The organism is Evansella tamaricis, assembly GCF_019042215.1.
Taxonomy (GTDB): Bacteria; Bacillota; Bacilli; order Bacillales; family Salisediminibacteriaceae; genus Evansella; species Evansella tamaricis.
Window position 1 is genome coordinate 1 of sequence record NZ_JAHQCS010000162.1, and the last position, 25,872, is coordinate 25,872.

Annotated in this window: 21 protein-coding genes; 7 read left to right on the plus strand and 14 right to left on the minus strand. The window is 36.1% G+C overall.

The genetic code is table 11. The annotated features are described in order from the left end of the window. Positions 1-473: 473 nt before the first annotated feature. The 3 genes from KS419_RS20135 to KS419_RS20145 all read right to left on the minus strand — a co-directional run bounded on the left by KS419_RS20135 (position 474) and on the right by KS419_RS20145 (position 4,664). A complete protein-coding gene (locus KS419_RS20135; protein WP_217068350.1) occupies positions 474-2,237 on the minus strand; it encodes a Rieske (2Fe-2S) protein in 1,764 nt (587 codons plus the stop codon). Positions 2,238-2,366: 129 nt separating this feature from the next. Continuing rightward, positions 2,367-3,137: an exodeoxyribonuclease III gene (locus tag KS419_RS20140; RefSeq protein WP_217068351.1), complete on the minus strand. Its 771-nt coding sequence runs from the start codon at positions 3,135-3,137 to the stop codon at positions 2,367-2,369. 99 nt (positions 3,138-3,236) lie between these two features. Continuing rightward, complete coding sequence (locus KS419_RS20145; RefSeq protein ID WP_217068353.1) at positions 3,237-4,664, minus strand: serine hydrolase; 1,428 nt, start codon at positions 4,662-4,664, stop codon at positions 3,237-3,239. A gap of 176 nt (positions 4,665-4,840) precedes the next feature. Between KS419_RS20145 and KS419_RS20150 the strand changes: the two genes are divergently transcribed. Then, positions 4,841-5,653, plus strand: coding sequence for a hypothetical protein (locus tag KS419_RS20150; protein ID WP_217068354.1), 813 nt, complete (start codon positions 4,841-4,843; stop codon positions 5,651-5,653). 54 nt (positions 5,654-5,707) lie between these two features. Here KS419_RS20150 and KS419_RS20155 read toward each other — a convergent pair whose 3' ends face one another. Further along, positions 5,708-8,275 carry a helicase-related protein gene (locus KS419_RS20155; protein ID WP_217068355.1) on the minus strand — a complete coding sequence of 856 codons (2,568 nt, stop codon included), beginning with the start codon at positions 8,273-8,275 and terminating at the stop codon, positions 5,708-5,710. A 101-nt stretch (positions 8,276-8,376) separates the two neighbouring features. After that, the gene (locus tag KS419_RS20160; RefSeq protein ID WP_217068356.1) at positions 8,377-9,219 is read right to left on the minus strand and encodes a pirin family protein; all 843 of its coding nucleotides are present in this window, start codon (positions 9,217-9,219) and stop codon (positions 8,377-8,379) included. A 274-nt stretch (positions 9,220-9,493) separates the two neighbouring features. Between KS419_RS20160 and KS419_RS20165 the strand changes: the two genes are divergently transcribed. Continuing rightward, entirely contained in the window at positions 9,494-9,688 is a 195-nt protein-coding gene (locus tag KS419_RS20165; protein ID WP_217068358.1) for a hypothetical protein, read from the plus strand. 176 nt (positions 9,689-9,864) lie between these two features. Here KS419_RS20165 and KS419_RS20170 read toward each other — a convergent pair whose 3' ends face one another. From KS419_RS20170 to KS419_RS20195, 6 genes are all read right to left on the minus strand, one after another. Beyond that, entirely contained in the window at positions 9,865-10,443 is a 579-nt protein-coding gene (locus tag KS419_RS20170; RefSeq protein WP_217068360.1) for a putative ABC transporter permease, read from the minus strand. A 105-nt stretch (positions 10,444-10,548) separates the two neighbouring features. Beyond that, positions 10,549-11,004, minus strand: a complete 456-nt coding sequence (locus KS419_RS20175) for an MOSC domain-containing protein (RefSeq protein WP_217068362.1) — start codon at positions 11,002-11,004, stop codon at positions 10,549-10,551. Between the two features lie 121 nt (positions 11,005-11,125). Further along, entirely contained in the window at positions 11,126-11,485 is a 360-nt protein-coding gene (locus tag KS419_RS20180) for a pepsin/retropepsin-like aspartic protease family protein (RefSeq protein ID WP_217068364.1), read from the minus strand. A gap of 609 nt (positions 11,486-12,094) precedes the next feature. Then, a complete protein-coding gene (locus KS419_RS20185) occupies positions 12,095-13,222 on the minus strand; it encodes a TIGR04053 family radical SAM/SPASM domain-containing protein (protein ID WP_217068366.1) in 1,128 nt (375 codons plus the stop codon). A 263-nt stretch (positions 13,223-13,485) separates the two neighbouring features. Further along, positions 13,486-13,701: a KOW motif-containing protein gene (locus tag KS419_RS20190; RefSeq protein ID WP_217068367.1), complete on the minus strand. Its 216-nt coding sequence runs from the start codon at positions 13,699-13,701 to the stop codon at positions 13,486-13,488. Positions 13,702-14,081: 380 nt separating this feature from the next. Next, the gene (locus KS419_RS20195) at positions 14,082-14,438 is read right to left on the minus strand and encodes a nuclear transport factor 2 family protein (RefSeq protein WP_217068368.1); all 357 of its coding nucleotides are present in this window, start codon (positions 14,436-14,438) and stop codon (positions 14,082-14,084) included. Between the two features lie 377 nt (positions 14,439-14,815). Between KS419_RS20195 and KS419_RS20200 the strand changes: the two genes are divergently transcribed. Both KS419_RS20200 and KS419_RS20205 read left to right on the plus strand, forming a co-directional pair. Then, entirely contained in the window at positions 14,816-15,409 is a 594-nt protein-coding gene (locus KS419_RS20200; protein WP_246594299.1) for a YitT family protein, read from the plus strand. A gap of 161 nt (positions 15,410-15,570) precedes the next feature. Continuing rightward, positions 15,571-16,503 carry a 3'-5' exonuclease gene (locus KS419_RS20205; protein ID WP_217068369.1) on the plus strand — a complete coding sequence of 311 codons (933 nt, stop codon included), beginning with the start codon at positions 15,571-15,573 and terminating at the stop codon, positions 16,501-16,503. Positions 16,504-16,523: 20 nt separating this feature from the next. On the opposite strand, the gene KS419_RS20210 is transcribed toward KS419_RS20205, so the two are convergent. Continuing rightward, positions 16,524-17,747, minus strand: coding sequence for a DUF2515 family protein (locus KS419_RS20210; protein WP_217068370.1), 1,224 nt, complete (start codon positions 17,745-17,747; stop codon positions 16,524-16,526). 161 nt (positions 17,748-17,908) lie between these two features. Between KS419_RS20210 and KS419_RS20215 the strand changes: the two genes are divergently transcribed. Beyond that, positions 17,909-18,094: a hypothetical protein gene (locus tag KS419_RS20215; protein WP_217068372.1), complete on the plus strand. Its 186-nt coding sequence runs from the start codon at positions 17,909-17,911 to the stop codon at positions 18,092-18,094. Positions 18,095-18,153: 59 nt separating this feature from the next. Then, positions 18,154-18,309, plus strand: coding sequence for a hypothetical protein (locus tag KS419_RS20220; RefSeq protein WP_217068408.1), 156 nt, complete (start codon positions 18,154-18,156; stop codon positions 18,307-18,309). A gap of 75 nt (positions 18,310-18,384) precedes the next feature. Here KS419_RS20220 and KS419_RS20225 read toward each other — a convergent pair whose 3' ends face one another. Then, positions 18,385-21,972, minus strand: a complete 3,588-nt coding sequence (locus tag KS419_RS20225) for a dynamin family protein (protein WP_217068376.1) — start codon at positions 21,970-21,972, stop codon at positions 18,385-18,387. 662 nt (positions 21,973-22,634) lie between these two features. Here KS419_RS20225 and KS419_RS20230 point away from each other — a divergent pair. After that, positions 22,635-23,195, plus strand: a complete 561-nt coding sequence (locus KS419_RS20230; protein ID WP_217068377.1) for a GNAT family N-acetyltransferase — start codon at positions 22,635-22,637, stop codon at positions 23,193-23,195. Between the two features lie 87 nt (positions 23,196-23,282). Here the strand turns inward: KS419_RS20230 and KS419_RS20235 are convergent, their stop codons facing one another. After that, positions 23,283-25,478 (minus strand): DNA topoisomerase III, encoded by a 2,196-nt coding sequence (locus tag KS419_RS20235; protein WP_217068378.1) that lies wholly within the window; start codon positions 25,476-25,478, stop codon positions 23,283-23,285. Positions 25,479-25,872: the final 394 nt, after the last annotated feature.

The window sequence follows — 25,872 nt, forward strand, 5'->3', positions numbered from 1 at the left end:
CTCCTGCGATTACTCGTCGCAAGGCAGCAAGGATGCAACTCAAGTAGCAGCCTGCCTGAAGTGATCCGAGCCCGTAGGCGCTGGAGCTAGACAATATGAAAAGCGCAAGCGACTATGGTCACGAGCGTAGGGTAGTGGAGGAATGACAACTAGAAGTCCGCTCTTTGACTTCGGTTGTCACTTCCGAAGTGCCCCGCAGCAAGTAGGCGCTGGAGCTAGACATTGCCCGAAGGTGCAAAAACTTATACTTTATCTTTTAAGAAAAGCGCAAGCGCCTATGTGTCTTCCTATTAACCATAATACTGAAATGGGTCCTTCCATGGAATAAACGACACGTCCTGCGGCATCCCGCATATTAGGGATAATAGATGATGAAATCATTAGCTCCGGAAATATTTTTTCCTTTGTTTGATTATTGTTCGGATTTTCAAGTAACACTTTAATTGTTTCTCCGTCCCCGTTCACTAGTAACATCATTCTTCAAACAATTTTTCACCCCGATGTAGTCTCATTGCGATTTTCGCAGTATGGGGCACTTCCCTAGATGTGGGGGCATGTGCTGCTAAATAACGGGTGAGTGCCACTATCATTGTTTCCTGTGCCTTTTTTGCTATAGAAGAGCCTTCTTCTGACCACAAATGATGCTCAATGATTGCACCTTCGAACATTTGGAAGGAATGAAATTCTGCATCTTCACGTAGTAGGGCATGACCAAGTACATTAAATAACTTCTTCTTTTCTCCACCACGTTCTAAGTAGTTAACTACCCATTTCGCCGCTTCATCCGTTTGCTGTTGTAGATTTAAGAGTTCTAGAAAGTCCATTGCTTCCGGTGGCGGATCCATCGAAACACTAGGTTTTGGCCTTTTGGCAGAAGGGATATTGAGGAACCTGTCTAAATAAATGCTCATCGCTCCATGATAAATCGCCCTGACGAGTTCTGAAGTTGTGGATCTTCGTAATGCTTGATGAACTGCATGGGCGTGGGTAAAGGTATGCAGTACGGTTACCCAATCTCGGAATTCATTTTGAACATGAAATCTCGCAACCCTCTCTGCAGCGGCAAGGGTAACCAATTGTGATAAACGGACAGGGGACATACCTTTTTTTAACATTTCTGTCAGCTTGTTAATCGTCTCGATGGGAGTATCACTTAGAAGTTGCTCTACTGTTTCTTCTTCATCAAATATCTCCTCGTGATTACCTCTTCCAATCCCATCATTATACTCAGGAATCTTCTGAAATGCATCTTGTAGTGGCTTTACTAAGTTGATTGGTGACTTCCAGCTATGAGACTCCTCACTCCTGGAAGCGTCTCTTAATTCAGGTAACAAAGAGGTTAAAGTGTATTTGCGGTGTTCATCTCCTAGGTGAGATAGCATTTCAAACGCTTTATTATGGAAGTCAAGCGTATGACCAACATTCATATAAAAGTGATCAGTTATGGAAGTGAACATCATATCAGATAATTGTTCGGTTGATGCACCAAGTTCTATCGCTGTTAACAAAACCCTTTCTGCACCTTGAACATCACGAACTTCCACATTATTTCTATACCATTTAGATAATTGCTCAATTGATGGATGTTTCTCTCCATTTCCCACTGGTAATGGTCCAAGTAAAAACCTTGTTCCCATCCCCGCACTTTCACGGGCAACATGGACCATCCCATGATAGAGAGCCAATATTTTACCGTTTTTATCAAGATATGGAAGGATATTAGTCATTGCGGTTAAAATGGTAAGACCAGACCTCCAGCCATTCCATCGATGTTTCGTTCCATACTCTACACCTATTCTCGCAATGTTTTCTGCTGGTTCTCCCGCTTCCAGCAATCCAACAACTGCTTTCCCAATAACCAGACTTATATTTTGTTCTAATCCATCCATGAGTCTTTTTCTCAGTTTACTGACCGTTTGTATACGAGCAGGTTCCGGATAAACCCAAACTTCCTCACCTTTTATTTCAACTGGATAAGTGGGAACGTCATCTGCCCATGGGTCAAGTGTTCCTCCGCTTTTAATATCAAATCGCGCATGATGCCAATGACATGTCAGAATGCCATCGCAGGAGGTGCCCATATGCAATGGGAATCCTAAATGTGGGCAGCGATTGTCAACAGCATATATTTCGTCACAATGATAAAACACAGCAATCCCGTGTCTTCCTCCTTTGACAACTTTTACACCTTGCTTCATTAACTCTTCTCTTGAAGCAACAAACACTAATTCGCTCATATTTCCTACCTCCATTGATTAAGGATATGGCCCTTGATAATAAGCGCTCACATTCATGATATCATAAAATTCTGAATTTTAACCGACGTATAAGGAAGGGGATTTAATTTCAAGAACAACAAAGGGAGGCTATTGCCCCCCTCCATTTTTCAAATACAAAACAACCGGACAGTGATCACTTCCCAACACATGTGAGTGAATTTGAGCTTCCTGAATGGTGTTTTGAATACGTTTTGACACTAAAAAATAATCAATTCTCCAACCAATGTTACGTTCCCTCACATCTCTCATGTATGACCACCAAGTATAACACTCTTCTTTATCCGGATATAAATACCGGAAGCTGTCAACAAAACCGGATTGGAGCAATAGTGACATCTTATCTCGCTCTTCCTGTGTAAAACCAGAGTTTTTCCTATTTGATTTCGAATTTTTAAGATCGATTTCATTATGAGCAACATTCATATCACCACAGACAATCACCGGTTTTTTCTTATCTAAATCTACCAGATATGCCTTAAGGGAATCCTCCCATTCAAGGCGGTAACTAAGACGACCGAGATCTCTTTGAGAGTTTGGTGTATACACATTTACTAAGTAGAAATGATCAAATTCCAAGGTGATGATTCTGCCTTCCTCTTCCTGCTGCTCGTTTCCAACTCCACCTCTTACAACGGATAATGGTTCTCTTTTTGTAAAAACTGCAGTTCCTGAATACCCTTTTTTAGTAGCATAATTCCAGTATTGATGATAACCATTTAATGTCAACTCGATTTGACCAGCTTGAAGTTTTGTCTCTTGGATGCAAAATATATCCGCATCTGTCTCTTGAAAATAAGTTAAAAATCCTTTTTTTACACATGCCCTAATCCCATTTACATTCCAAGAAATAAGTTTCATATATTATCCCCTTACTACAAATTCATAATTTCATAGATTTTACACAGACAATATCATACTACATGGGGATTTCAAGCGCACGGAATTTCAATCTCAAAATTATACTTTTGGTATTTGCCTTACTCCCATAGCAATGGCCCGAATTTCTCCATCACCATTAGATCTAAACTGAACTAACTGTTCTGATTCTTTCACAAATAAAACAAATCTATTTTTTCCTACTTGACGAAGCTGTATATCAGTTCCATCCTGGGAAAGAATCAGTTGGTCATCTTCCATCTTGATAGTAATAGTTGCCCCTTCTTCCGTGGCATACTCACCTACATAATCAGTAAAGGAATCCTTTTCAGCTTCATATTCTGGATAGCTTATGAACGGGGTTTCTACAGGTAATCCCATTTCCCCATTCAATGCACCTAACATCATCTGAAATGTGGGAACACCCACAAGATTAGTTAACATTATTCCAGCAATCCCCTTTTCAGGAATCATACTAAGCTGGGAAGAGATCGCCTTGAGGCTTCCACCATGTTCCACTAACGTAACGCCATGATAATTGGGAGTCACCATGAGTCCATATCCATACCAGCGGGTTCCATCAATGGCAACATGTGGCTTCATCATTTCAGCCACACTTTCCTGGGACAAGATCTGCGTCTTCCCTATAACACCATTGTTCAAATAAATTTGGGAATAAAGGAGCATATCCTTCATCGTAGAACGTAAGAAACCCGCTCCCCTCATTGCAGGAGCATCCCACCAAACTGGAGCTTCATACACTTCTTTTTCTTTTTCTTTTTCCTGGCTTGCACGAATGGAATACTGGACCGTTACATCCTTTGATGACAGGACATCGCCTAAATAAAAGGTACTGTTATTCATTCCTGAAGGTACTAAGATATTCTCCGTTATAAATTCTTCATATGTTATACCGCTCACTCTTTCAATGATTGCTCCAAGTAAAGCGTAACAATCATTGGAATAACTAAACTCCTCTCCAGGTTTTCCTAATAATTTCACATTACTTTCGCTTATGTGTTCCATTAACGCCTCATACGTCTCAATAGGATTCCCTTTTTTTCCTGCCAAGTCGAGGCCGGGGTAATCCTTTGCAGAAGGATCCCTGTCCATAGTCTGTTTCATTGCATATGCTAAGGAAGATAGAGGCGGTAAGCCTGTCGTATGGGTCATAAAATGATGAATTGTTACTTTCTCAGTATGTTCCGGTTGATCAGGTAATAGAAATTCTGGAAGATACTTTATTACTTTATCATTCACAGAGAGTCTTCCTTTTTCCTGAAGAAGCATTATTCCAGCACAGGTAAAAGATTTTGTAACCGATGCAATTCCAAAAATAGTATTTGAAGTAACTTCCAGTTTTTCATTTAAGTTTCGATAGCCATAGCCATTTTCAAAAAGAGGGTCCCCATTTTTTATGACACCAACAGCAATACCTGGAACATTGTATTTCTGTTGCATTTTTAAAATATAGCCATCATAATCGTCATACCAAGAAGTTTTATCCATATTACATCACCTCAACATATTCTTTTATTTCGTGTTTCTAATTAATTCTTCATGTATTTCCTTATTCCTTCTAAAAAGTTTAAAAGAAAATTATGGCAAATATGATGATTTATTTTTCTGAATTTTAGTATAATTGTAAGAGCGTAACTTTTTTCACTGTAAGGAGTGATTCATAGATGGGGAGTTATCCAGGTATTAGGCGATTAATTAGACATAAATCGAAGGTTCTACTAGGGGCATGTTTTTTATCTATACCTGAGACGATAAAGGTAAGTGAGTTACATAAAATAAAAGTCATGCTGACAACCCGGGAATATAGGCCGTTTGACAAAGTAAAGCAAATTCAGATCGGAGAACATGCCTTTCTACGGTGGCAGGAAAGGGTTGGTCCCCGAATTTCCATTCAAAACCTTTCTAAATTACTACAAGAACTATTATTACTTCCATATCATATTCAAAGAATAACTGACGATACAGGCATAATAGATGATGATATCTTGTTTACTTTTATCATGATTGACCCAGAAACCATCTATATTACAACATTTTACGGAAGACGGTCATTGAATCCAGGTCTGTTTAATATAAAAGATCTTCGTCAATATAATCAAACACAAAATGAATATGTGAAATTGAAAACAGATGAAAAAACGATTAAAAAGCAGAATCTGCCTCCGGTTCCAAAACAGTTCTTACATTTTGGTGGTAGAAAAACGAAGTATACACTGGAAATTTTTCGAGATAAACGCCATACAAAGGAATATTACTTTGCTGTTTTAGTAACATATCACTTGGATCAGGTGGATGGAAAAGTCATCGATTTGCAAAATAAGGGGGAACACGCTCTCACAAAATCTGTACTCCAGGCTTTATATCGCCTTGGCTTTGATGATTTTGTTTTTCATCATTTAAAGTTTCACAAACCAGAACAATTAGAAAAGCTTCAACAAAAAGAGGCCGAATGGAAGAAAGTGAACCAACCAATCTAAAATACGGGAAAAAGGATACGAGTTACTAAAATTTCACTCCATCCTCTTCCTGTTTTATGGAAACTCATCAAAAAAGTCGTATTTTCTCCTTTCTTTCCTGGTCCAATGGCAAGAATCACATATTTGATATTTAAATTCAAAGGGTAAATTTCTTCCACAATGTTTACATTTCTTACGAATTTTTTTTACATCTGTCTTTAATTTTTCATGGACATCATCACTGATTTCTTCTCTCAACCTTTCCCAATAGATGGCTTCTGTTACCCGTCCAAGTCTATACAAAAACAAAAGATGAAGTCCTAGGGCCTTATAGGATAGCTCTAGTTCCTCCAAGCCCCCCGTTTTAATTTGTGGTTCTGGAAGTTCTTCCCCTTTGACTAATGCCTCCATCGTATCCCGCCACTGTTTTATTAGGACTACTTCTTTTGTAGAGAAAGGGAGGTGTAGAAAGCCATATAATTCCATCAAAGGAAGTCTTGCCTCAATTTCTGTATTTTGAACGAAGGTGTACAGTTCCCTTTCCTCGGTTAACGATGCTTTCTTTGTGCCTTTCGGACTTTCGAATTTATCCCACAAGTGAAAAAAATATCCCATATCCCTTGAATAACGCTGAAAACGTTCAAAGATGGCAGTGGTAGGTGCAACTGTAAAGGTATGAACAGGTTCATCTACTTGTTCTAAAAGGCGTGTCATAACTTTGATATCAGTCATGAATGCCACTTTTCCAACATTATAAATCCCTTTCCTTCCTGCACGTCCAGCAATCTGTTTCACTTCCTGGGAGGTCAATCTCCTTCGCCCAGTTCCATCAAATTTCTCGTTTTCTAAAAAAACAATTCTCCTAATGGGTAAATTCAATCCCATTCCAATTGCATCAGTAGATACAATCACTGTAGCCTCTCCATTGATAAAACGTTTCATTTGCTTCTTTCTTGTTTCTGGTGGCATACTCCCATAGACCATACTGACAGAGTGTCCTTCGTTTTCTAATAAAGAAGCAGTTTCCAATACTCGTTTTCGTGAAAAACATACAAGTGCATCCCCTTTGACTGTATGCTTCATCCGAAAAAGTTTTTGTTCCACTTCAAGAGGTACATCCCGTCTGTATTCCTTCACATCCACTTGTGCATCCCCAAGTAACTCCAGCACCATATCTTTTGAATTAAGACTCCCAATAATGTGCACTTCTTTGGCATTTGCTTTTGTAATTGCTTTAAACCATGAAAAGCCTCTGTCTTTATCAGTGATCATTTGCGCTTCATCGATGACAATCACTTCATAAAATTCACGTTCATGGAACATCTCTACAGTACAGGAAAGGTGACTGGTCCCCTCCACCTCTTTTTCCTCTTCCCCGGTTTTTAATCCGCATGGAATCCCTTCTGAATTTAACTTATCGTAAACTTCCAGTGCAAGGAGGCGTAGTGGAGCCAAATATAATCCACTGCTAGCCCGCTTCATTTTTTCCAATGCATGATGGGTCTTACCTGTATTGGTTTCACCGATATGTAATACATATTGTATATTTCTTAGATAGGATGGACTATATTCTCTTCCAAAGATATCTTTTAACATCCGATCTTCTGCTACTTTTTCCCTTTCGATTGCTTCCGCCTCATTCTTTTTCCTCTGTTCCTTCTTCTCCAAATCCAGTTTATAAATTTCTTCGTGAATAACCATATCAAATGGAATTGCTGCTAGAGTGATTAAATCCGCTATATACTCTTCTTTTAGTTTTTCCATAAAAACTGTTTGAATATTGTTGAGTGGTTCTGTCAAAATTTCATAAATATGCCAACAGGATAAGGTTTCATTTGTAATATTGAAAAATTTCTCTTTAAGGGAAACAGGTAATTGATTTAGAATCTTCTCTGATATGTTATCTAATAAAATCTCTTCCAACATTCTGTTGTATTTATCAAAATACCTTTCATATTCCCAATAGATCGTTTTTTCCGTTGACCCTGTTAGTTCATATAGAAAATCTTCCACATTCTTATAATCATTCTCGTTAAAGAGACTGTCAGAAATTAATTTATCACCGTAGTGTCCTTCGTCTACTAATCTATACTTAGAAGTTCTCAAATCTTTTACTATTTGCTTTGCAAGTTCATAACGTAAATAAAGATATAATTTGCTGTTTTCTTTTTCCAAGATGGAGATAACGGATTCATTAAGATGAGAACGAACCTCCTGCTTTTCTTTTTCTAATTGTTCTTTCTTTTGATTTTCTAAAAATTCTTCTCTAGCTTGTACATAACGTTCCTCCCATTTATTTCCCTGATTTAAAAACGTCTCCTTAAGCCAACTCCCTACATCAAAAGGATCATAGGACTTCATTTCGGTCCGAAACAAATGATTAATGTATTTCCGTGGGGCTCCATCCACCTCAAAGTTCCGTTCTTTAAGATATAATTTTTTTTCTTTCCTTGATATATCATTGGATACTTTGTTTAACCAAACATTCATCCATATCTGGTCTATGTAATGGCCTCTTTCATATAAATAATCCCGGAATGGCTGTAATTCTTCCTGTTTACCTAAATAATAATTAATATCCTCTAATACTTTTTCTTTTGTTCGTATGACGGCAAGCTGCCGAACTTCTGAAATAAGATCCATCTTTTGCTCCTTTCAGAAAAAACGAAAAATTATATTGCATGTTCTTAGTTCTTCTTCTCTTATCGTTCACAAATTGCTAAAAAGGATGTGAGTAGATTTTTTTAATTAAATTTTCCATCACGATAGTCTTTATAAGCCTGTTTAATTTCTTCCTCTGAATTCATTACAAATGGACCACCTGCAACTACCGGCTCATGTATTGGTTTTCCTGCATAAAGAAGCAGCTTTACCTTTTCTGTTTCTGTTCGACACACCAATTCACTTAACTCTGTCTGGGAAGAGGCTTCTCCTAACCACAATACTTGACCTTTACAACCTGCTTTTTCATTACTTCCAAAGTAACCTGATCCCTTTAATACATAAATAAAGCCATTATACTCCGATGGAATGTCAATGGAGCAACTCGAATGAACGTCCATCTCAATTTCCATCATAGTTATAGGAGTATGATTTAATGTATCAGAATGATTCCCTTTATACGTTCCCGAAAACAATCTAATTTTAGCGCCTTTCTCCTCAAAGGTTGGAACAGTACCTTTGGAAATATCCTGGTATCGTGGAGAAGTCATTTTTCTCTCGCTTGGCAAATTTACCCAGAGTTGTAGTGTGTGGACCATTGTTCCTTCTACTGGTTCTTCTGCATGAATAATACCGGATCCTGCCGTCATCCATTGTACATCACCAGACCGAAGTAGTCCTTCACCACCTTTATTATCCTTATGTTCCAATTCCCCATCAATCACATATGTCACTGTTTCCATTCCCCTATGGGGATGGAAGCCAAACGTTCCCCGTTTAAAACAGTCCTCTGCCATGAGTAAAAAGGGATCATATTCCGACCAGTGACCTGGTTCCAATATTAATCCTTTGCGATTCCCATTTTCACTTTCTTCGACACTCACATCCCATTTTTTTGAGATGTTTCTTTTATTCGCTTCGAACATGGTTAGTTATCTCCTTCCAAGTTAAATACTGTATTTATCTAAAAACCTATTCCATCTGAAAGAATTCGAGTAGAATATTTACGTTTCATACTATCACAGGAATGGTTTTAGGACATAAAACAATACTTGAATGAGTTAATCAAGAGTAGATTCCTCTTAAATTTATATTTTATCCTTCTATTTGTTACTAATAATTCATAATTTGTAACAAAAAACAGTTCCATTCTGTTATATAATAATAGCGTAACCATCATAACAAAAAGGAGATGGTAATATGTGGTTAGCCTTAATAATTGGATTAGCTGTTCTAATGGTTGTGTTTTCTGTAGTAAACTCCATTAAAAACAAACGTACCAATAAGGAAGGAGGCCCGGAAGAATCAGAGAGAAGTTGTAAAACTTGTATGAAAGAAATTCCTAGTGATTTTAGTAAAGCTTTATGCCCACACTGTAAAAATTTCCTAACTTAACCTCCACAGTCAACACTTACTGATGACCACTTCTCAGAATTCACTAACGAACTAATATACTTGTCTCTCATTTTCAGATTAAATTCTTCATCCTATGATGTAAGCGCTTCACTCAATAGTCCCAAAGTTGATGAAATACATTAAGAAAGGACTAATTCTCGTTAGTCCTTTTTCGTTTATTCTTTTAATAAAAAAGAAGAATCTATTCTTCGTCTATATTGAACTTGTAATGTTAATAAAATATCGATCAAAGCAACAGTTATTATTGCAGGATATATATAGTACCAAAATCCAGAGACCCGTTGGAACAGCATTTCTGCCATAGGGTGTAATAAATATAAGAATACAAGGGATAAAACAAGCCAGTAAAAAGAAAATAACAAGCAAACATGTCCACTTATTTGATAGGGCATTGATGAATAATCCCACCATTTTCGATTAAAAAATTTTTCGAGTAATAATCCACTAACATACTCCACTGTTGTTGGTACGAGCAAACACATTGCTAATACCATTAACAAATGAGTTTCTGGTGTAACTATATACAACAAAAATATAGGTGCGAAACCATACATAGGTTTTAACGGACTATAGAGAAACCCTTCTTTCATAAAAACACCTGTAGTGATGAGGCTATAAACGTTTTCAATAAGCCACCCCATAAATGAATAAAAGAAAAAATAGAAGATCAAAGCTACGAAACCTTCTGTTGCAACATGCGTCCAATCATAAAAAACAGCAATACCTTCTCTCATTTGCTGATCCTCCCTTAAAAAAGTCAAAATAATATCTTAAGGTTGCCAGAATAATAAGGTATTTATTCCTGTTTTAGGTAAGTGGAAGTTAACAAAATTAATTCATCAAATAATTTTATTTTTTGTTTCAATTAATTCGACAGTATCTCCCACTTGAATGGTACCGCCTTTGATAATTTTTCCGTATGCACCACCACGCCATTTAGGATACATCTCATTTTTTAATCCTGGGAAAACTTCATCCATTCTCTCACAAGGTTTTGTTTCACCATAAATTTGGATGGTACAAGTTCCAATTTGAAGAATTTTATTTCTACTATTTTCTAATTGAACCCCACTCACCAGTAAGTTCGCCCGTCGTAACGACGGGTCTAACGAGGTTCCTAAATCTTCCATTAATTCATCCCATACCTCTTGTTCAAGAATGGTAACTTGCCTTTTCCCACCCTGGTTTGCATTGGTTTCAATACCTTTACCCTCTATTAAAACTGCTTCGTTGACGTTGTCCATGGGACCACGCTTCATTCTTTTAATCCAGATTTTTTTTAATTCTCCTGACAAAAGTCTCACCTCCGTAGATATAATAAATGACATTCTGATACTCTTATTGCAAACAACAAAAAAAGTTTTGACTTTTAATAGAACGATTTTTCAGAGGGAAATAAGCCACTCCTATGTGATATTAACTAACCCTTGAACCAGATAATGTCATCGAATCCAAGTTAATTTTTGCTCCAACTTTCTTTAGAAAATCTAAACCGATGACCCCATCCACTTCCTTTCGATAATCATCAATCTCCACTTTAAAATCTTTTACTTTTAATGGACCGACACTAACATAATCAAGTTTCCTTTCCATAGGAAAAGAAAAAGTATTGCACTCAGAAGAAATTAGCCCGATGTCCTTAGCCAGCTTTACTGAAATGCCAGATTTAAGAGATGTTGTATTTACTAGGACTCTGCGCAGGGTCAGAGTTTGTCCATTATAAATTATTGACATCTCTGTATACAATAATCCTTTTTCTAGATATAAACTCTTCATACAATTCACCTTCTTCCAATTAAATGTTCCTTTTCATTATTTTATCATTTATGATTACTTAAAGCCCAAACATTCGGATAAAGTGTCTCATTTTTTCATTAAATTATTTACTGAATCGGTAATAAAAAATTGATATGCCACCCACCTCTCCACCGCTCCACTGATTACTGGCCACAAAATCGCTTTCTTGTTCAACAAGAAAAGCGCAAGCGCCTATGAACACGAGCGTAGGGCAGTGGAGGAATGACAACTAGAAGTCCGAACTTTGACTTCGGTTGTCACTTCCGAAGTGCCCCGCAGTAATTAAGAAGGAACTGAAAAAGTTTAAATCCACTTTTTCAGTTCCTTTTATTTGTATGGCAATGGCTGCGCTCGTCGCTCGCCTGATAGGAGAAAACCACTCCTATCAAGCTTTTTAAAGATTGCGACGGCTACGCTCATTGCTTAGGGACTGTAAAAGTGGAAAAGCACCACTTTTTCAGTTCCCATGCGAGTAGGCGGTGGAGCTAGACAACTTGCCCGAAGGTGCAAAAACTTATACTTTCTCACCTTTTAAATAAAGAAGCATGCATGGCACACTTCTTCCGTTGAGCTTCATTTTTTGTTAATTCATTCGTGGGATGCTTTCCTCCTCCATGCTTTTGGGATATAGACACAAGCAGGTTCACTTTCTAGATAATCCCCTGTTAGTGCATATGCCCTTGAACGGGAGCCTCCACATACATGTTTGTATTCACAAACCCCGCATTTACCTTTATAAGAATCAGGATCCCTTAGGGACTTAAATATTTCAGATTCTCGATAAATTGCCGATAACGGCGTTTCTCTAACATTTCCTGCTTTTATAGGTAATAATCCACTTGGATAAACATCTCCAATGTGCGAAATGAAGACAAAGCCATTCCCATCATTGACACCTTTTGGCGCTCTTCCAAGACCATCAATCCGACCTGTTTCTCCTTTTAACAGTACATCTTTGTATTTAAAAGGCTTATCCTCTTTTGAAAATCCTTTATCTCTCATTTTATTTTGAATAACAACTCTCCGGTAGTGTTGAGCAGCTGTTGTCTTTATATCAAATGGTACTTGTTTTGACAAATCATAAAGCCAATGAAATACTTTTTCATGTTCAACTGGAGATATCATATCTTTTTCTTGTCCCCGGCCAGTGGGTACTAAAAAGAACACACTCCATAACACACAATTAAGATCTTCAACTAGTGCAGCCATTTCATCTAAATAATCATAATTATATTTAGAGATTACAGTGTTAATTTGTATCGGCATCTTTAGTTCATGTAAATAGTTAATCGCATTCATAGTTAACTTAAAAGAACCTGCTGTCCCCCTGAAATGATCGTGTATGACAGCATTAGGTCCGTCCAAGCTAAAAGCCCACCTTGACAAACCGACTTCCTTTGCTTTTTCCATCGCTGCCTTTGTAACATTTGGTGTTGCTGATGGTGTCATTGAAACCCTTACGCCCTTATCAATAGCATACTTTGCTATATCATATACATCATCCCGCATGAGTGGATCCCCACCAGTGAATACTAGCATAGGATTGCCCATCGAATGAATATCATCTATCAGTTTCTTCCCTTCTTCAAACCTCAATTCCAGTGGATGACGTTTATGTTGGGCTTCTGCACGGCAATGTAAACACTTTAATTCACATGCCCGTGTTAATTCCCAAATAACAATAAAGGGATTTTCATTATAATCTTGAGCAAACATAGAATACCCTCCTATTCTTTCATAACTTAAGGGTACCTTTACACAAAAAAAATTGATGTGATTTACCTCACATAACAGAAGAATCAAATACCGTCCTTATTTGGTAATACTTTTATAATCTTTTTTCAATGGCACATTAGAAGGTATGAGACTGAACACTAAAGACAGAAGTTATTTTTAGCTATTTAGCTATTTTGAAAACAATAAAAAGGCTGCTCCTACAATAGAGGAACAACCTTGAATCCGGTAATCACCGTATGTATTCACTTTTTTTTCGCATATTCTTTATGGGTTAATACCGTTCTTGCTAGGGTTCCATTTTTTTGCATTTTATTTAACTCTACTGCAACAGAATTAGTATATACCGCAATTACCTTTGCCTCTTCCCCTTTATCTGGACCAGCAATTATCTTTACTGATTCTCCTATCTCAACGGGTGGTGGCGTATTCTGGTCAATTTTACCCTTTTCCTCTTCCATGACAATCCTCCTCCTTCCTTTGATAGTATTTCCAAGAACGTTCCGTTCAATCGAAAAAAGATAAAATAGGTTTGGGAATTATTACATCACAAGCATTGTATTAAAAATGGCTACCGTATTATATCATGGTTGGACATGCCTATAAATAGTTTATTATCACCATTTGGAGATCATACCAAGAATACTTTTATTTTTTGACTCTGTTATATTTTGTTGTTGATTTTCACTTCAGGCCGCTCGCTTTCCGCGGGCGGTTCGGGAGCCTCCTCGTCGCTGGCTCCTGCGGGGTCTCCCCTGAACTCGCTATTCCCGCAGGAGTCTCGCACCTTTCGCTACAATCAACACTATGTCAAAAAATCACCATTATCCTTTAACATAGCCTATTTTTTAAACCAGACTTTAGATATTTTCCCATTCACTACCTCATAAATGGCGATGGCAAAAACCTCTAATCCGTTTGCTCTCCCCGTTACATGTTCATGATCAATAACAATATTCCCATTTGTGATTCTTTCCAAAAGTGTTGCATGCTGGTTCGGGTTCTCATGAAATAATTTCGAATAAATAATTCTCATTTTTTCAACTCCCACATAAAGCAACTCATTCGAAGGAAAATCCCTAATCTCAACACTCTCACTATATACTGACAAAAATGTCTCTAAATCCTTTTGATTATACGCATCCAATTGTTTCTGAGCAAGTTCCTTCCCCTGCTGTTCAAGCTTTATTCGTTCCACTCTAATCCTCCTAGTTGTAAAGATAAAAATGACAATAATCTTCTTTTATAAGGCAAGACTATTTTACCATTTTTATATTCTACCCTATTCAACTTATCTCACATCTTTTAGATTTTTTTCTCTATCAATTAAATAATGAAAGCACTTAACTATGTGAAATATAAGCATTTTTTTATTGTGAGATAATCTAACTGCAAGCGAGATCCACTAAAGCACACCAAAGCGTTAAAGCTTAAACGCTTTGGTGTGTATATTTGCACGTCAGTTTAATTCATTCTATAATAGTTATCGGTGCAAATATATAACTATATTAAAATATGAATATAATAAATACATATTACTTCATGGGGGTGTTTAAAATACTTAGAATAATATATATGCTCTTAGGTTGTTTCATTGTTAGTGTTGGTATTCTTTTTCTACAAAACTCTGAAGTGATTACTGGAGGTACAGCAGGTTTAGCTTTAAGTTTCTCCTACTTGATGAATTCTTCTTTCGCTGTTGTTTTCTTTCTGATTAATCTTCCATTTTACATTCTTTCTTATTTTAAAATGGGTTGGAAATTTACCGCATCAACAATATTTGCAATTACTTCCTTGTCCATTATGTCAGAAATTGTACAGTTCTTCCCTTCTTTTACTATTCATCCTATTTTCGGATCAATTATTGGAGGAACCATTGCAGGTTTAGGACTTTCTATATTATTTATGAACGGATCATCTTTAGGAGGAGCAAACATCCTTTCTCTTTTCCTCCAACAAAGATTTAATTGGAATCCTGGAAAAACGATGTTCGCATTTGATTTTCTCGTTATCCTTACTGGACTATACTCCGTTGGGTTAGTTAGAGGTTTTTATTCCGTCTTATCGATTTTTGTTATTTCCTACATTATCAGCTTCTTCAAAGTTAAAATTGCAGCAAGGAACGTTCGTCCCAAAACGGCTGTTCAACCGGAACCAAGTGCTTCTTAAAATCAAATCATCATTTTAATTATAAGACTGCCCCTAAAGGTTTTTTTATCTTTAGGGGCAGTTATATATTTGCTATAAAACTTCCTTAGCTGGTTAAATTTGTTCCTATCCTTTTGTGAAAGAATCCACTAAAATAAAATGTTGGGAAGGGGGTTATAGCAATGGCGGAAACAAAACAATATATTTTCTTTGATTTTGAAATGCTCTGTTCCAATCGGGGGATGTCCTTTGAAGAGATGGAAGGAATCCGTTTAGGTGCTGTCAAATATGATTTGAAAACGAAAGAAGTTACCTACTTCGATCAATATATAAGACCATGTAATCCCAGACCTTTAAGTTCTTTTTGCAAAAAATTAACTGGAATTAAGGATGAGGAGTTACAAGGAGCTGAGACATTTAAAATAGTATTCGAAGAGTTCCTATCCTGGGTTCGGGGAATAAAGAAATCACGATTTTTCTCTTGGTCAACCAGCGATCTGACCAGATTAAAATTAGATGCAAAGAGACATGAAGTACCAATTACTACAATAAAAAAAATTGAAATGAGATATATCGATTTTCAAGCTATATTTACAAAGCGGGTTTCGAAAAATAATCCATCTGTAGAAAATGCACTTGAATTTTACGGATTATCGTTTATTGGTGAAAAACACAATCCTATGTACGATTCCTATAATACGTTAAGAATTTATTTAAACTTTTTAAATCTTCCCTTTCAAACTGACATTATCATGTTAAAGCAATTTATTTTTGACGAAGTACCTCCAGTAAAAGAAATTAATAATTTGTTAAATCAGGAGTTTCAAAAAGATATAAATGAGTTTACGCTGGATCTGAAGGAAATTTACCGTATGAAAGATGCGGGGAAAATAATTAAACGGACAAGACGAATGGTAGAAAAATATGAAAATATCCTAATTAATCGATCCGGTATCTTTTCTAAAGAAAACGTATGGGATGTGGGCTGTTTAGTGGAGTTTTACCATGAATTGTTGTTTACTTTCGAAGAACACAGTTTCTATTCATCCAAAGTTATGATTTTGGATGAGCATATCTTACATCCCATTCATCGTTTATATTACAAAGAAGGGTGAATACCCTTCATACATAGCATTTAATCTAAAGTGTTTTTCACTGCTGCTATCATATTCATTTCATATAAATCTTTACAGTATTCATTTGTAACATCAAATGAACCCGGCATTGAATTGGATTCAAACAACTTAAATATTTCTTTCCCCTTATTCAAATACCAATCCCCTTTTATCGGTTCTGGATTATCTATATTCTCCCATGCATGAGTTAGTGTTGGACTGTACATAAATGGTTTTCCCTTATCCCAACAACTGTGCCACTCCTCTTTGATTTGTTCTCCTTTTGAGAACATGTGTGGCCAATAATCTTCCCTTGAACCTGTGTGAGGATTTTCCTTAGCAAAAAAGTAACATTCCTTATAAATCACAGGAATTCCAAAAAGAATCAAATACAGTTGTTTACCGATATTCACCCTTTCTTCCACATTTCTAAAGTTCACCACTTTGTGACCAGCTATTCTCCGAATAGATGACTTAGTCGCATATGGAAAGAGAACATGTACGAGATGAAAAGCTTCCTGAACTTGATATTGCCATGTGTTAAAAACATTTTCTTGGAAGATGTGGTTCTGAACGATCCGTTCTTCAATATAATGTTGTTCATTTATAATGAGAGCAACTGTAAGGAGTTTTGAATTCTTACTCCTGATAAATTCTTCCCAAATGGGGATCATAAATTTAGAGACACCAAAGACAGGTAGCAGATGGGAATAACTTTTTTTGTCTCTTCTGCTTGCCTCATATAATAATAGTTGAGGATAAGCATCGTGAAAAATGGCAGCATTTGCCCTCTCTAAAAAAGTAAAATAACTTTTCTGTGCCCTTTCCGACAGAAAGCCTGATAGAATACTTCCTTTAAGATCAGTCATATTCCAACCACCGTTTCTAGAGACGAAATGAGCTAAAAGCGCCCAGTGAACTTCCGGATACTTATTGAAAACTTTTAAATAGGCAGATGTTCTTGTTAGATTATTTACATTTTCCTTTCTTACACTTGTTTTGATTTCTTGAACTATCTTTTTTTCATTCGGCAATATAACTATAGGGTTTGTATATTTATTAATATCATCCATGCTTTCTTTCAGTTTATCCAACAATTCTTGATCTATTGAAAGATCACTCCAACTTTTTTCGGTACTTTTTTCAATTCCAAGAGTTTCTAATTTTTTTTTTACATATGGAATCATTTTATTTGGAATTTGAGCAATATGCTCCAATAGTGTACTTCTCCGAAAAATTCCCATTTACATCACCTCTAGTGTATATATATCACTTGATCATTAAATTAGAAGTTGTGGTTTAGGGTGGAAAAGATGTCCTAACATATTTTCTCCTCGAAAAACTGATGATAATAATGTTTGGATGGTTCCAGTTCAAACAATACAATCTTAGGGGGATTCATCAAATGAACATGTTCGGGAAAAGGAAAAATAACCGAAATGGATTAATGATGTCATTGGTGGGAATTGGTATTGGTGCTGCAGCTGTTGGTATGATGCGAGGTCGCCAAAACAATAACGGAAATGGAAACAGTAATATGATGCAGCCAATCCAAAATGCTATTGACAAAATGCAAAATCAATATAGCTAAAATGGCTGACAGCTTTCGAACATATGCTGTCACTCCTTTAAATTCATGAGGTGAGTAGCTTGATTAAAAAAAAGGATCAAGAAACAGAAGCTTCTATTGCAACAGGCATTGATGATGATGAAGAATTAAGTCAAAGGGCCACAGAAGAAGAAATTAAAAAGGGTGAATATACACGGGTTACTTCATTAAGATATGACGAGGATCCCAGAGCATAATTACAAGTAATCAAGTAAAAGGTCGTCCCAAACGGTCATAAGAAGACCTTAGGGACGACCTCTCTCCTGATTAAATTATATGAATTCAGACAGTTGTTTTACTTCCCTTTCAATCGTTTCTATTATGGTTTTATCAGCCAGTTCCTCAAATCTTTTCAACTCATTATCACATGCATTATATAAGTTTTTCTTTATCCCTTTTTCTACTTCTGATAACTTAATGTTAAGCTCCCCATGTAAGTCATGAGACATTTTCTTAATTAAGCTGCCGGAAATGTCCACCCCATCAGCAACTAATACTTCCTTCAATTCCTTAACCCTTCCATTCTCAAAAAAGTCTTTTTTATTTTTTAAGTACGAGTAATATTTAGTAGGATCAAGGAACAATACGTGTTCAGAGAATTCCACATCGATCGTACCCCACTCCCATTCCAGTTCACAAGAAAGATGAGGTATGTTTTCCCGTATTTCCTGTAAACTATCAGAGAGCCAATTACGCGAAAGTTCTTTCATTTTCTCTTCGATGCGAATAGTAGTGGAATCCATTTCCTGTATTAAAAACGTTTGAGATTGGCTCAACCATTCTTTTATTGCTGCATCTAGTTGCTGATGTAGTTCTTTTTTTCTGCTCTCTGTAATAACAGCCACATTAATGGATGATGTGAAATAATCATTCATGACAAACTTCATACGTTCTTTTAAATACAGAGTTAATTGGTCTAATTCTTCAAGAACTTGCCTATTCACATTAGTAAAATTAAATTCTTGTATATGTGTTTTTTGCTCTTGGACAGTTTCTTTTAATTGGGAAAATCTTTTAGACTGACTGTCCTCTTCTTCCCTCAGATAATCGATACTTTCCTTCAGCTTTTCAAAAAATAATTGCACTTCACTCTTAATTATTTTAAGACTTAATTGCTTAAGCTCCACAATTGTTTGGTTATTAAAATAGGATTCAAAGTCAGAGAAGGTAGAGTCCGTTTGGTCTCCTATTTTTTTCTGTTTTTCCATTAATCCTTGTTTACTCGACAGATGAAATAGTCTTGGATTAGAAATGCCGTTTTTTAAGAGTTGTTCCCTTACATGATGGCGTACTCCATTTAATTCCCCATCACTGCCAGCCAAGTCAGATGCATTAATGACAAAATATAACTTATCATGCTGAAAACTTTCATTTACTTTCCCTATTTGCTGCAGGAAGTACTGATCAGCTTTTGAAAATGCATGATTATAATAGGTTAAATAAAAAATCGCATCAGATTTACGCATCTGCTGAAAAGCAACATTCGTATGACGTCCATAAATAGAATTAACACCAGGAGTATCTACTAATACGACACCTTTTTCTGTAAGTTCACAGTCATAATATATATCTACTTTTTCCACAAGACATGCCTTCTGTTCATTAGCGACAAAACTTTCCATTTCAGTTAGTGAAATGGATAGCGTACTTCCAAGTTCCTCCCAACGTGCTTGAATACTCCCTTGTATCGTGAGTAGATAAGTCACATACGTTTTTTGCCAATTGGAAATAAAATTTTTCTGTTTTGGATTCCATGTTATAAGACTTTCCAGATCAATGGAATATCCTAAATGCTCGCTGATAATTTTTACTTCTTTGTTTAACGATTCTCTCGTTTTAAAAGTAACCACTGCCGTACCATGAGAATATTCTTCGTTCCCCTTTTGAACTATATTTACTGTTGCTGTAGTAGGATTGGGGGAAACCGGCAATACAACCTCTCCAAGTAATGCATTGGCAAAACTTGACTTTCCTGCACTAAATGCACCGAATAAAGAAATCATATATTGTTTATTTTCAAACCTTTTCAACCTTTTCAAAATCCGATTTCTCTCATCTGACAAGTACCTTTTGTTCTTATAACTATGAAGAACTTCTTTCAATCCATGTAACCATAGATCTGATTTTGTATCTATGTACTCTGTATCAGATATATTAAATTGATCCGTCTCTGTTTTTTTATGAATCACACTATTAGCAGGAATAGAGATGTGCTGAAAACTCTCCCCTACCACATCTGGAAACGGTAATTTCGAAGCTTCCAATACCTCTTTTATAAAGAGATGATTAGGGGGTGTCTTGTTGATTTTATCTTCCATTTTTTCAACTAACGAATTGTAATAAGTTCCCGTTTCGTATAATTTATTACTGAATTCTTCAATTTGAGAAAGTTCTTCTTGGATATTTAATAGAGACTTTTCTTTTTGATAATAATATTCCTTCAGACCACTAATATACACATTAAGAACGTAATTAGCCTGTTTCCGGATCGCCTTTACAATTCTATCTGTCATGTCTTTTGTGAAAGTATAGACATAGTTTCTGCTGGCATGGTCAGCAGAAACGTATTTTTCAAATTGTTCTGGTGTAACCTCATATGTTAAATTATCAAGTTCTTCTACGAATTGATCTTTATTAGACAGTTTTGATCTATCCAATTGTTGAAAATAATCTCTAAGATGGAATAATAGTTGTGTTTTCACTTTATCTTGCAGATCAGTGACTGCTTTGTTTAATCTGTTCGTCTGTTCCTCTTGCGTTTTCTTTTTTGAAAAGAGTAATCCTACTTTAAATCCTGGCTGAATACTCTCTATCCATTGACGTGTAAAATCAGTTGTGGAGTATGGAAACAATGTCACGTTTTTAAATAATGAATCCGTCTTTTCCATAAAGTCCTTCTCGTATTTTCCCTGATAATTCCTTACTTTTTCTAAATTCTGAACAATTTCATGTCTTTTATGCAGTTGTTCTTCCGATAAACCCCTGTCAATCATTTCCTCCACTATTCTAGCTTTTTTATCCTGTTCTTCCTCCTTTATCCTCTGTTGAACAGAACGATAAAACCCCTTTTCCAGTTGACCCCACGCGCTGTCTAAAAGACTGTTACTATTAAATAGGATACCCTTTACTTCTTTCTCAAAGAGAGAAAACTCATTTAAATGGTGTTCTTTATCTTTCATAGTAGTAAAATATAGCTTTGTGAATTGGATTTCCCACTCTTGAAAGACTCGTTCGAGGGACATCTTATAATCAGCGAAAGGAATTTCCATTTCATTATGTTTATCAATTTGGTTAATGACAATATAAAGGAGTTTATTTTCAACAGACAATTGTTTCAAAAAGAATAAATTTGTTTCGGATTGAACATGATTATAGTCCATTACATAGACAATAATATCTGTAGTATAAAGTTGCTCCACCGTCATTTTTTCGTGGGTTTCGTCTGTAGAATCAACACCAGGTGTATCTAAAATTCTGCTGTTTTCCCCTAAAAACGGCAAGTTTGCTGTAATTGTCATTCCTTGAATATCATTACCATTCATCCCCCACTCGCGCACTCTATCCCATGGTATCTCTCCTGACCATTGTTTTTCTTCTTCGATAGAATGAACCTGTAAGCCAAGTTCCCCATTTTGAATAGTGATGATATTTGCACTTGTTGGGATTGGACTTGTTGGTAGAACTTCCGCTCCTAAAAATGTATTTAACATGGTTGATTTACCAGCGGAAAAATGCCCACAAAATGCAACCTCAAAGATGTTTTTTTGAAATTTATCCTCTAATCTTTTTAATCGAAATTTTTCTTCCGTTGTTAGTGAAACGATATCGTTATGATTAATTAGTTTTTTGACGTTCTGCAACTATGAACCCTCCTCATCCCTATTTACTATATCTAATTTTCACACTAATTTGAAGGGATATCTAATTTAAATACAGTATTAATATTAAAAAAAGGGCTATGAATGATTCATATACTTAAATTCAGATATATCTCAAGTCATATAAATAAGCAGAGGAGGACGGGTTTATAATATTCAGTTAAACAAACGCATAATTATACATTTATTTCTTAAGACTAAAGTTATTCCATCGATTCTAAGAAACCGATTTCATCTTATACGGAGGAATACAGGAGTATTTTAAAGAAAAATATTGTTTTCTTTTAATAAATTATATGTTATTATCAAATTTGTTGCTTTATGGTTATAAATGAGGATTCAGCACAATATAATTGTCGAATTTAGGAATAAAATAATTTATAGAAATATACAAAAAAACATTTTATTTTCTGCTGATTTCTTGTAATATACTCTAAGGGAGTATTTAGTTACCATATTAAATAATTTAATATACTATTTAAGTAATCATATAAAGTTGGTTATTTATGGGAAGGCAAATGGTGCGCCACCAGTTTTCAGCTGGTCCTAGTGGGTTCGATTCCCACCCCGGAATTTTTGTGCATTCGAAAAATTTCGAGGGTGAGTCTCACACAACAGGACTGTCCTCATTTGGAGGGATTAAAATGCTAAGAAAACGTGATCTTCAAGAATCTCATGCTCTTTATGAATTGATGGTGCACCCGGATGTCTTCCCTTTTGTACGCCAAAAAGCTTACTCACAAGAAGAATTTATTTTTTTAACAAAACAAACAATCGAAGCGGAAGAGCGTGGTGAATTGATTTCACGGACTATTCTTGATGAGTGGGGCTCTCCAATTGGAACAATTAATTTATTTGATATTGAAGATAATGCAGGATTCCTTGGTACATGGATAGGAAAACCTTATCATGGCAAAGGGTATAACAACCCAGCAAAAGAAGCGTTCTTTAATGAATTATTTTATGAAATGGGAATTGAAAGAATTTTTATGCGCATACGCAAAGTTAATGTACGCTCAAATAAAGCAGCTGAAAAATTATCCTATGTGACTTTAGCGAATGAATCCAGGAAATCATTATTAGATGAATTAAATGCTGGAGAGGATATATATAATTTATATGAAATCTCTAAAGATTTGTATACCCTACACACCATGCGTTCCGTTACTGTGTTAGAAGATCAACACCAGTTGAAAGAAGCTTAAGTCTTGTTTTATAACAAAACGTCCAAGAGCCACATGGCTATCCTAAACAGGAAGTCCATGTGGTTCTTTTCGGTTTGTTGTAATAATTTATGATAATTCTGAGTTGGTAAACTGAAACTCTATTTTTTCTCCCTCTTTATTCCAATGTAAGTGGGCGTTGAATGTTCTCTCACCCTTTTTAAATCCCTTGATAAGATCCGTTCTCCCCGTTGCTAATAATTGTTTTAGTATCGTTTGAGTAATATTTTTCCCTAAAATCCTTTTTGATATGGTGAAATCACACTTCGTTTTTGTATAATTTGAGCAACCATATAATTTTCCCTTATCCACTACATTTCCACCACATTTTTTACAAGTGCCAAAGGAAATGTTTCTCTTTTGTCCTTTACTCCATTTCCCTTTTGGAGACGAGGACTGAATACTTTCCACGTCATATTGATTGAAATCCCAATGCCCTGAATCTTTCACAGCTTCTTCAATCAAGCTGGCAGCAAGTTTTTTTACCTGCTCCATAAACACTTGTGGAGACGCCATACCATCTCCAATTTCTGTCAATCGTTGTTCCCATTTTGCGGTCATTTCAGCAGAAGCCAAAATACTTTCTCCGACAGCATCTATTAGTAACATCCCTTTTTCTGTAGAAAAAACTTGATTTTTCCTGACCTCAATATACTTTCTGTCTTTTAAAACACCGATAATACCAGCACGTGTAGCCTCTGTCCCTAGTCCTTCTGTCTGTTTCAATACTTTAACTAACTGTTCATCCTCAATATGTTTCCCAGCTGTTTTCATTAAGGTAATGAGGTCCCCTTCTGTATAACGCTTTGGAGGTTGCGTTTTGCTTTCTTTCACACTCCCATTCTCAACCGTACCAAGTTGACCTTCTTCGAGTAGTGGCAAATTTTGTTCCTCTACAGAACCGTCTTTCGCCTTTTGTGTCTCAAAAATAACTTTTCGCCATCCATCCTTCAAGGTGACCTTCCCCTTTGATACAAATGTAGCTCGCTTATCTACTAATGTTTGAATCGTCGTGGAATTTACGATTGCCTTTTCGTAATGGGCAGCAATTAATCTCCTAATTATCAAGTCATATATCTTCCCTTCTTCCTCCGGGAGCTTTGAAACATCCTTAACCTGCTCTGTAGGAATAATGGCATAATGATCCTTTACTTTCTTTTCATTTACATACCGCTTGTTCTCCATGATGGAAGGAACCGGCAATGGAAATAATAGGCTGTATTCCTTTAAATTGCTAATTTTTTCAAGAATTTCTGGAAATTGAGCCGCCTCCCCTTTCGTGACAAAATTCGAGTCACTTCTTGGATAAGAGATAATCCCCTTCAAATAAAGTTTTTGAGCAATATCTAAAGTTTTTTTGGGAGAATATCGATACATTTTATTGGCCGTTGCCTGAAGCGCCGAAAGATTAAATAAATAGGGGGGGTGAAATTCTTTTCTTTCCTTCTTTATCTCCAAAACTTCAGCAGGCTTGTCCTTGCAGAATTCCTTGATTTTTTCTGCTAATTCCTTCGTTTGAATTCTCGATTCACCGTCTTTATGCCATTTCCCACTATATTTTTTTCCTTCGATTTGAAAATCTGCGTTCACTTCCCAAAAGGGTTCCGATTGAAAATTTGCAATTTCAAGCTCACGTTTTACGATTAAAGCTAATGTGGGGGTTTGAACACGGCCTGTTGAGAAGACATCCTTCACTCCTTTCTTTTGAAGGAGAAGAGTATATGCCCTTGATGCATTCATACCAACTAACCAATCAGCACAAGCTCTGCTTATTGCTTCAAAGTAGATATTCCTCGTGTCTTCTTCATTTAGTAAATTTTCAAATCCATTGATAACTGATTTTGGAGTTAATGAGGATATCCAGAGCCGTTTCATTGGTTTACGGTTTTTCGCTAGAATAAGGATTAATCTAACAATTGCCTCACCTTCCCGTTCTGCGTCTCCTGCAATGATTACTTCATCTACTTCTTTCCGGTGAAGTAATTCTTTGACTTTATTAAACTGCTTGCCCTTTGATTTAACCACACGATGTTGAAACCGGTCTGGGATTATTGGAAGAGTCTCCATAGACCATTTTTTCCATTTCGGATCATATACTTCAGGCGGAACAAGTTCACACAAATGTCCAACGGCCCAAGTTACATATGCTCCATCTGGAAAAACATGATTCGCAGCAATTTCAAGATAACCATCTTTCTTTTTATGTGTAAAAGGAGTGGCTAATTTTGAGCCTTGGTCCGGTTTTTCAGCAACAATTAATTTCATCTGGAATTCACCTAGTTTCTATAATACTAATGTTCTATAAGTCTTAATTCTTTTGTCTGATAAAATTATTATAACTTATAACAGTAGGTAACTCTCGCAATAATAAATTGTCACTCCCATAATGCTTTTTTATCATACTTGGAAATACTTAAGTGGTCTAAATAATGAAGTAGTGTTCGGTTTACATACTCTTATATCATAGTATTCTCTTCGAGGTAGGATGGAAGTATAGGGGGCTAATCAGGAGAAAATCGTTTGCTAAATGACAGGTAGTACTCCAGGATTGTATTCTGTTTTGGAAAACTGATCTAGAAGCATTCCTTTAGGTAATTCAATCATACGTTAACACCTCCTCTATTAATTAACTCTATTATACACGAGTATACAGAACGAA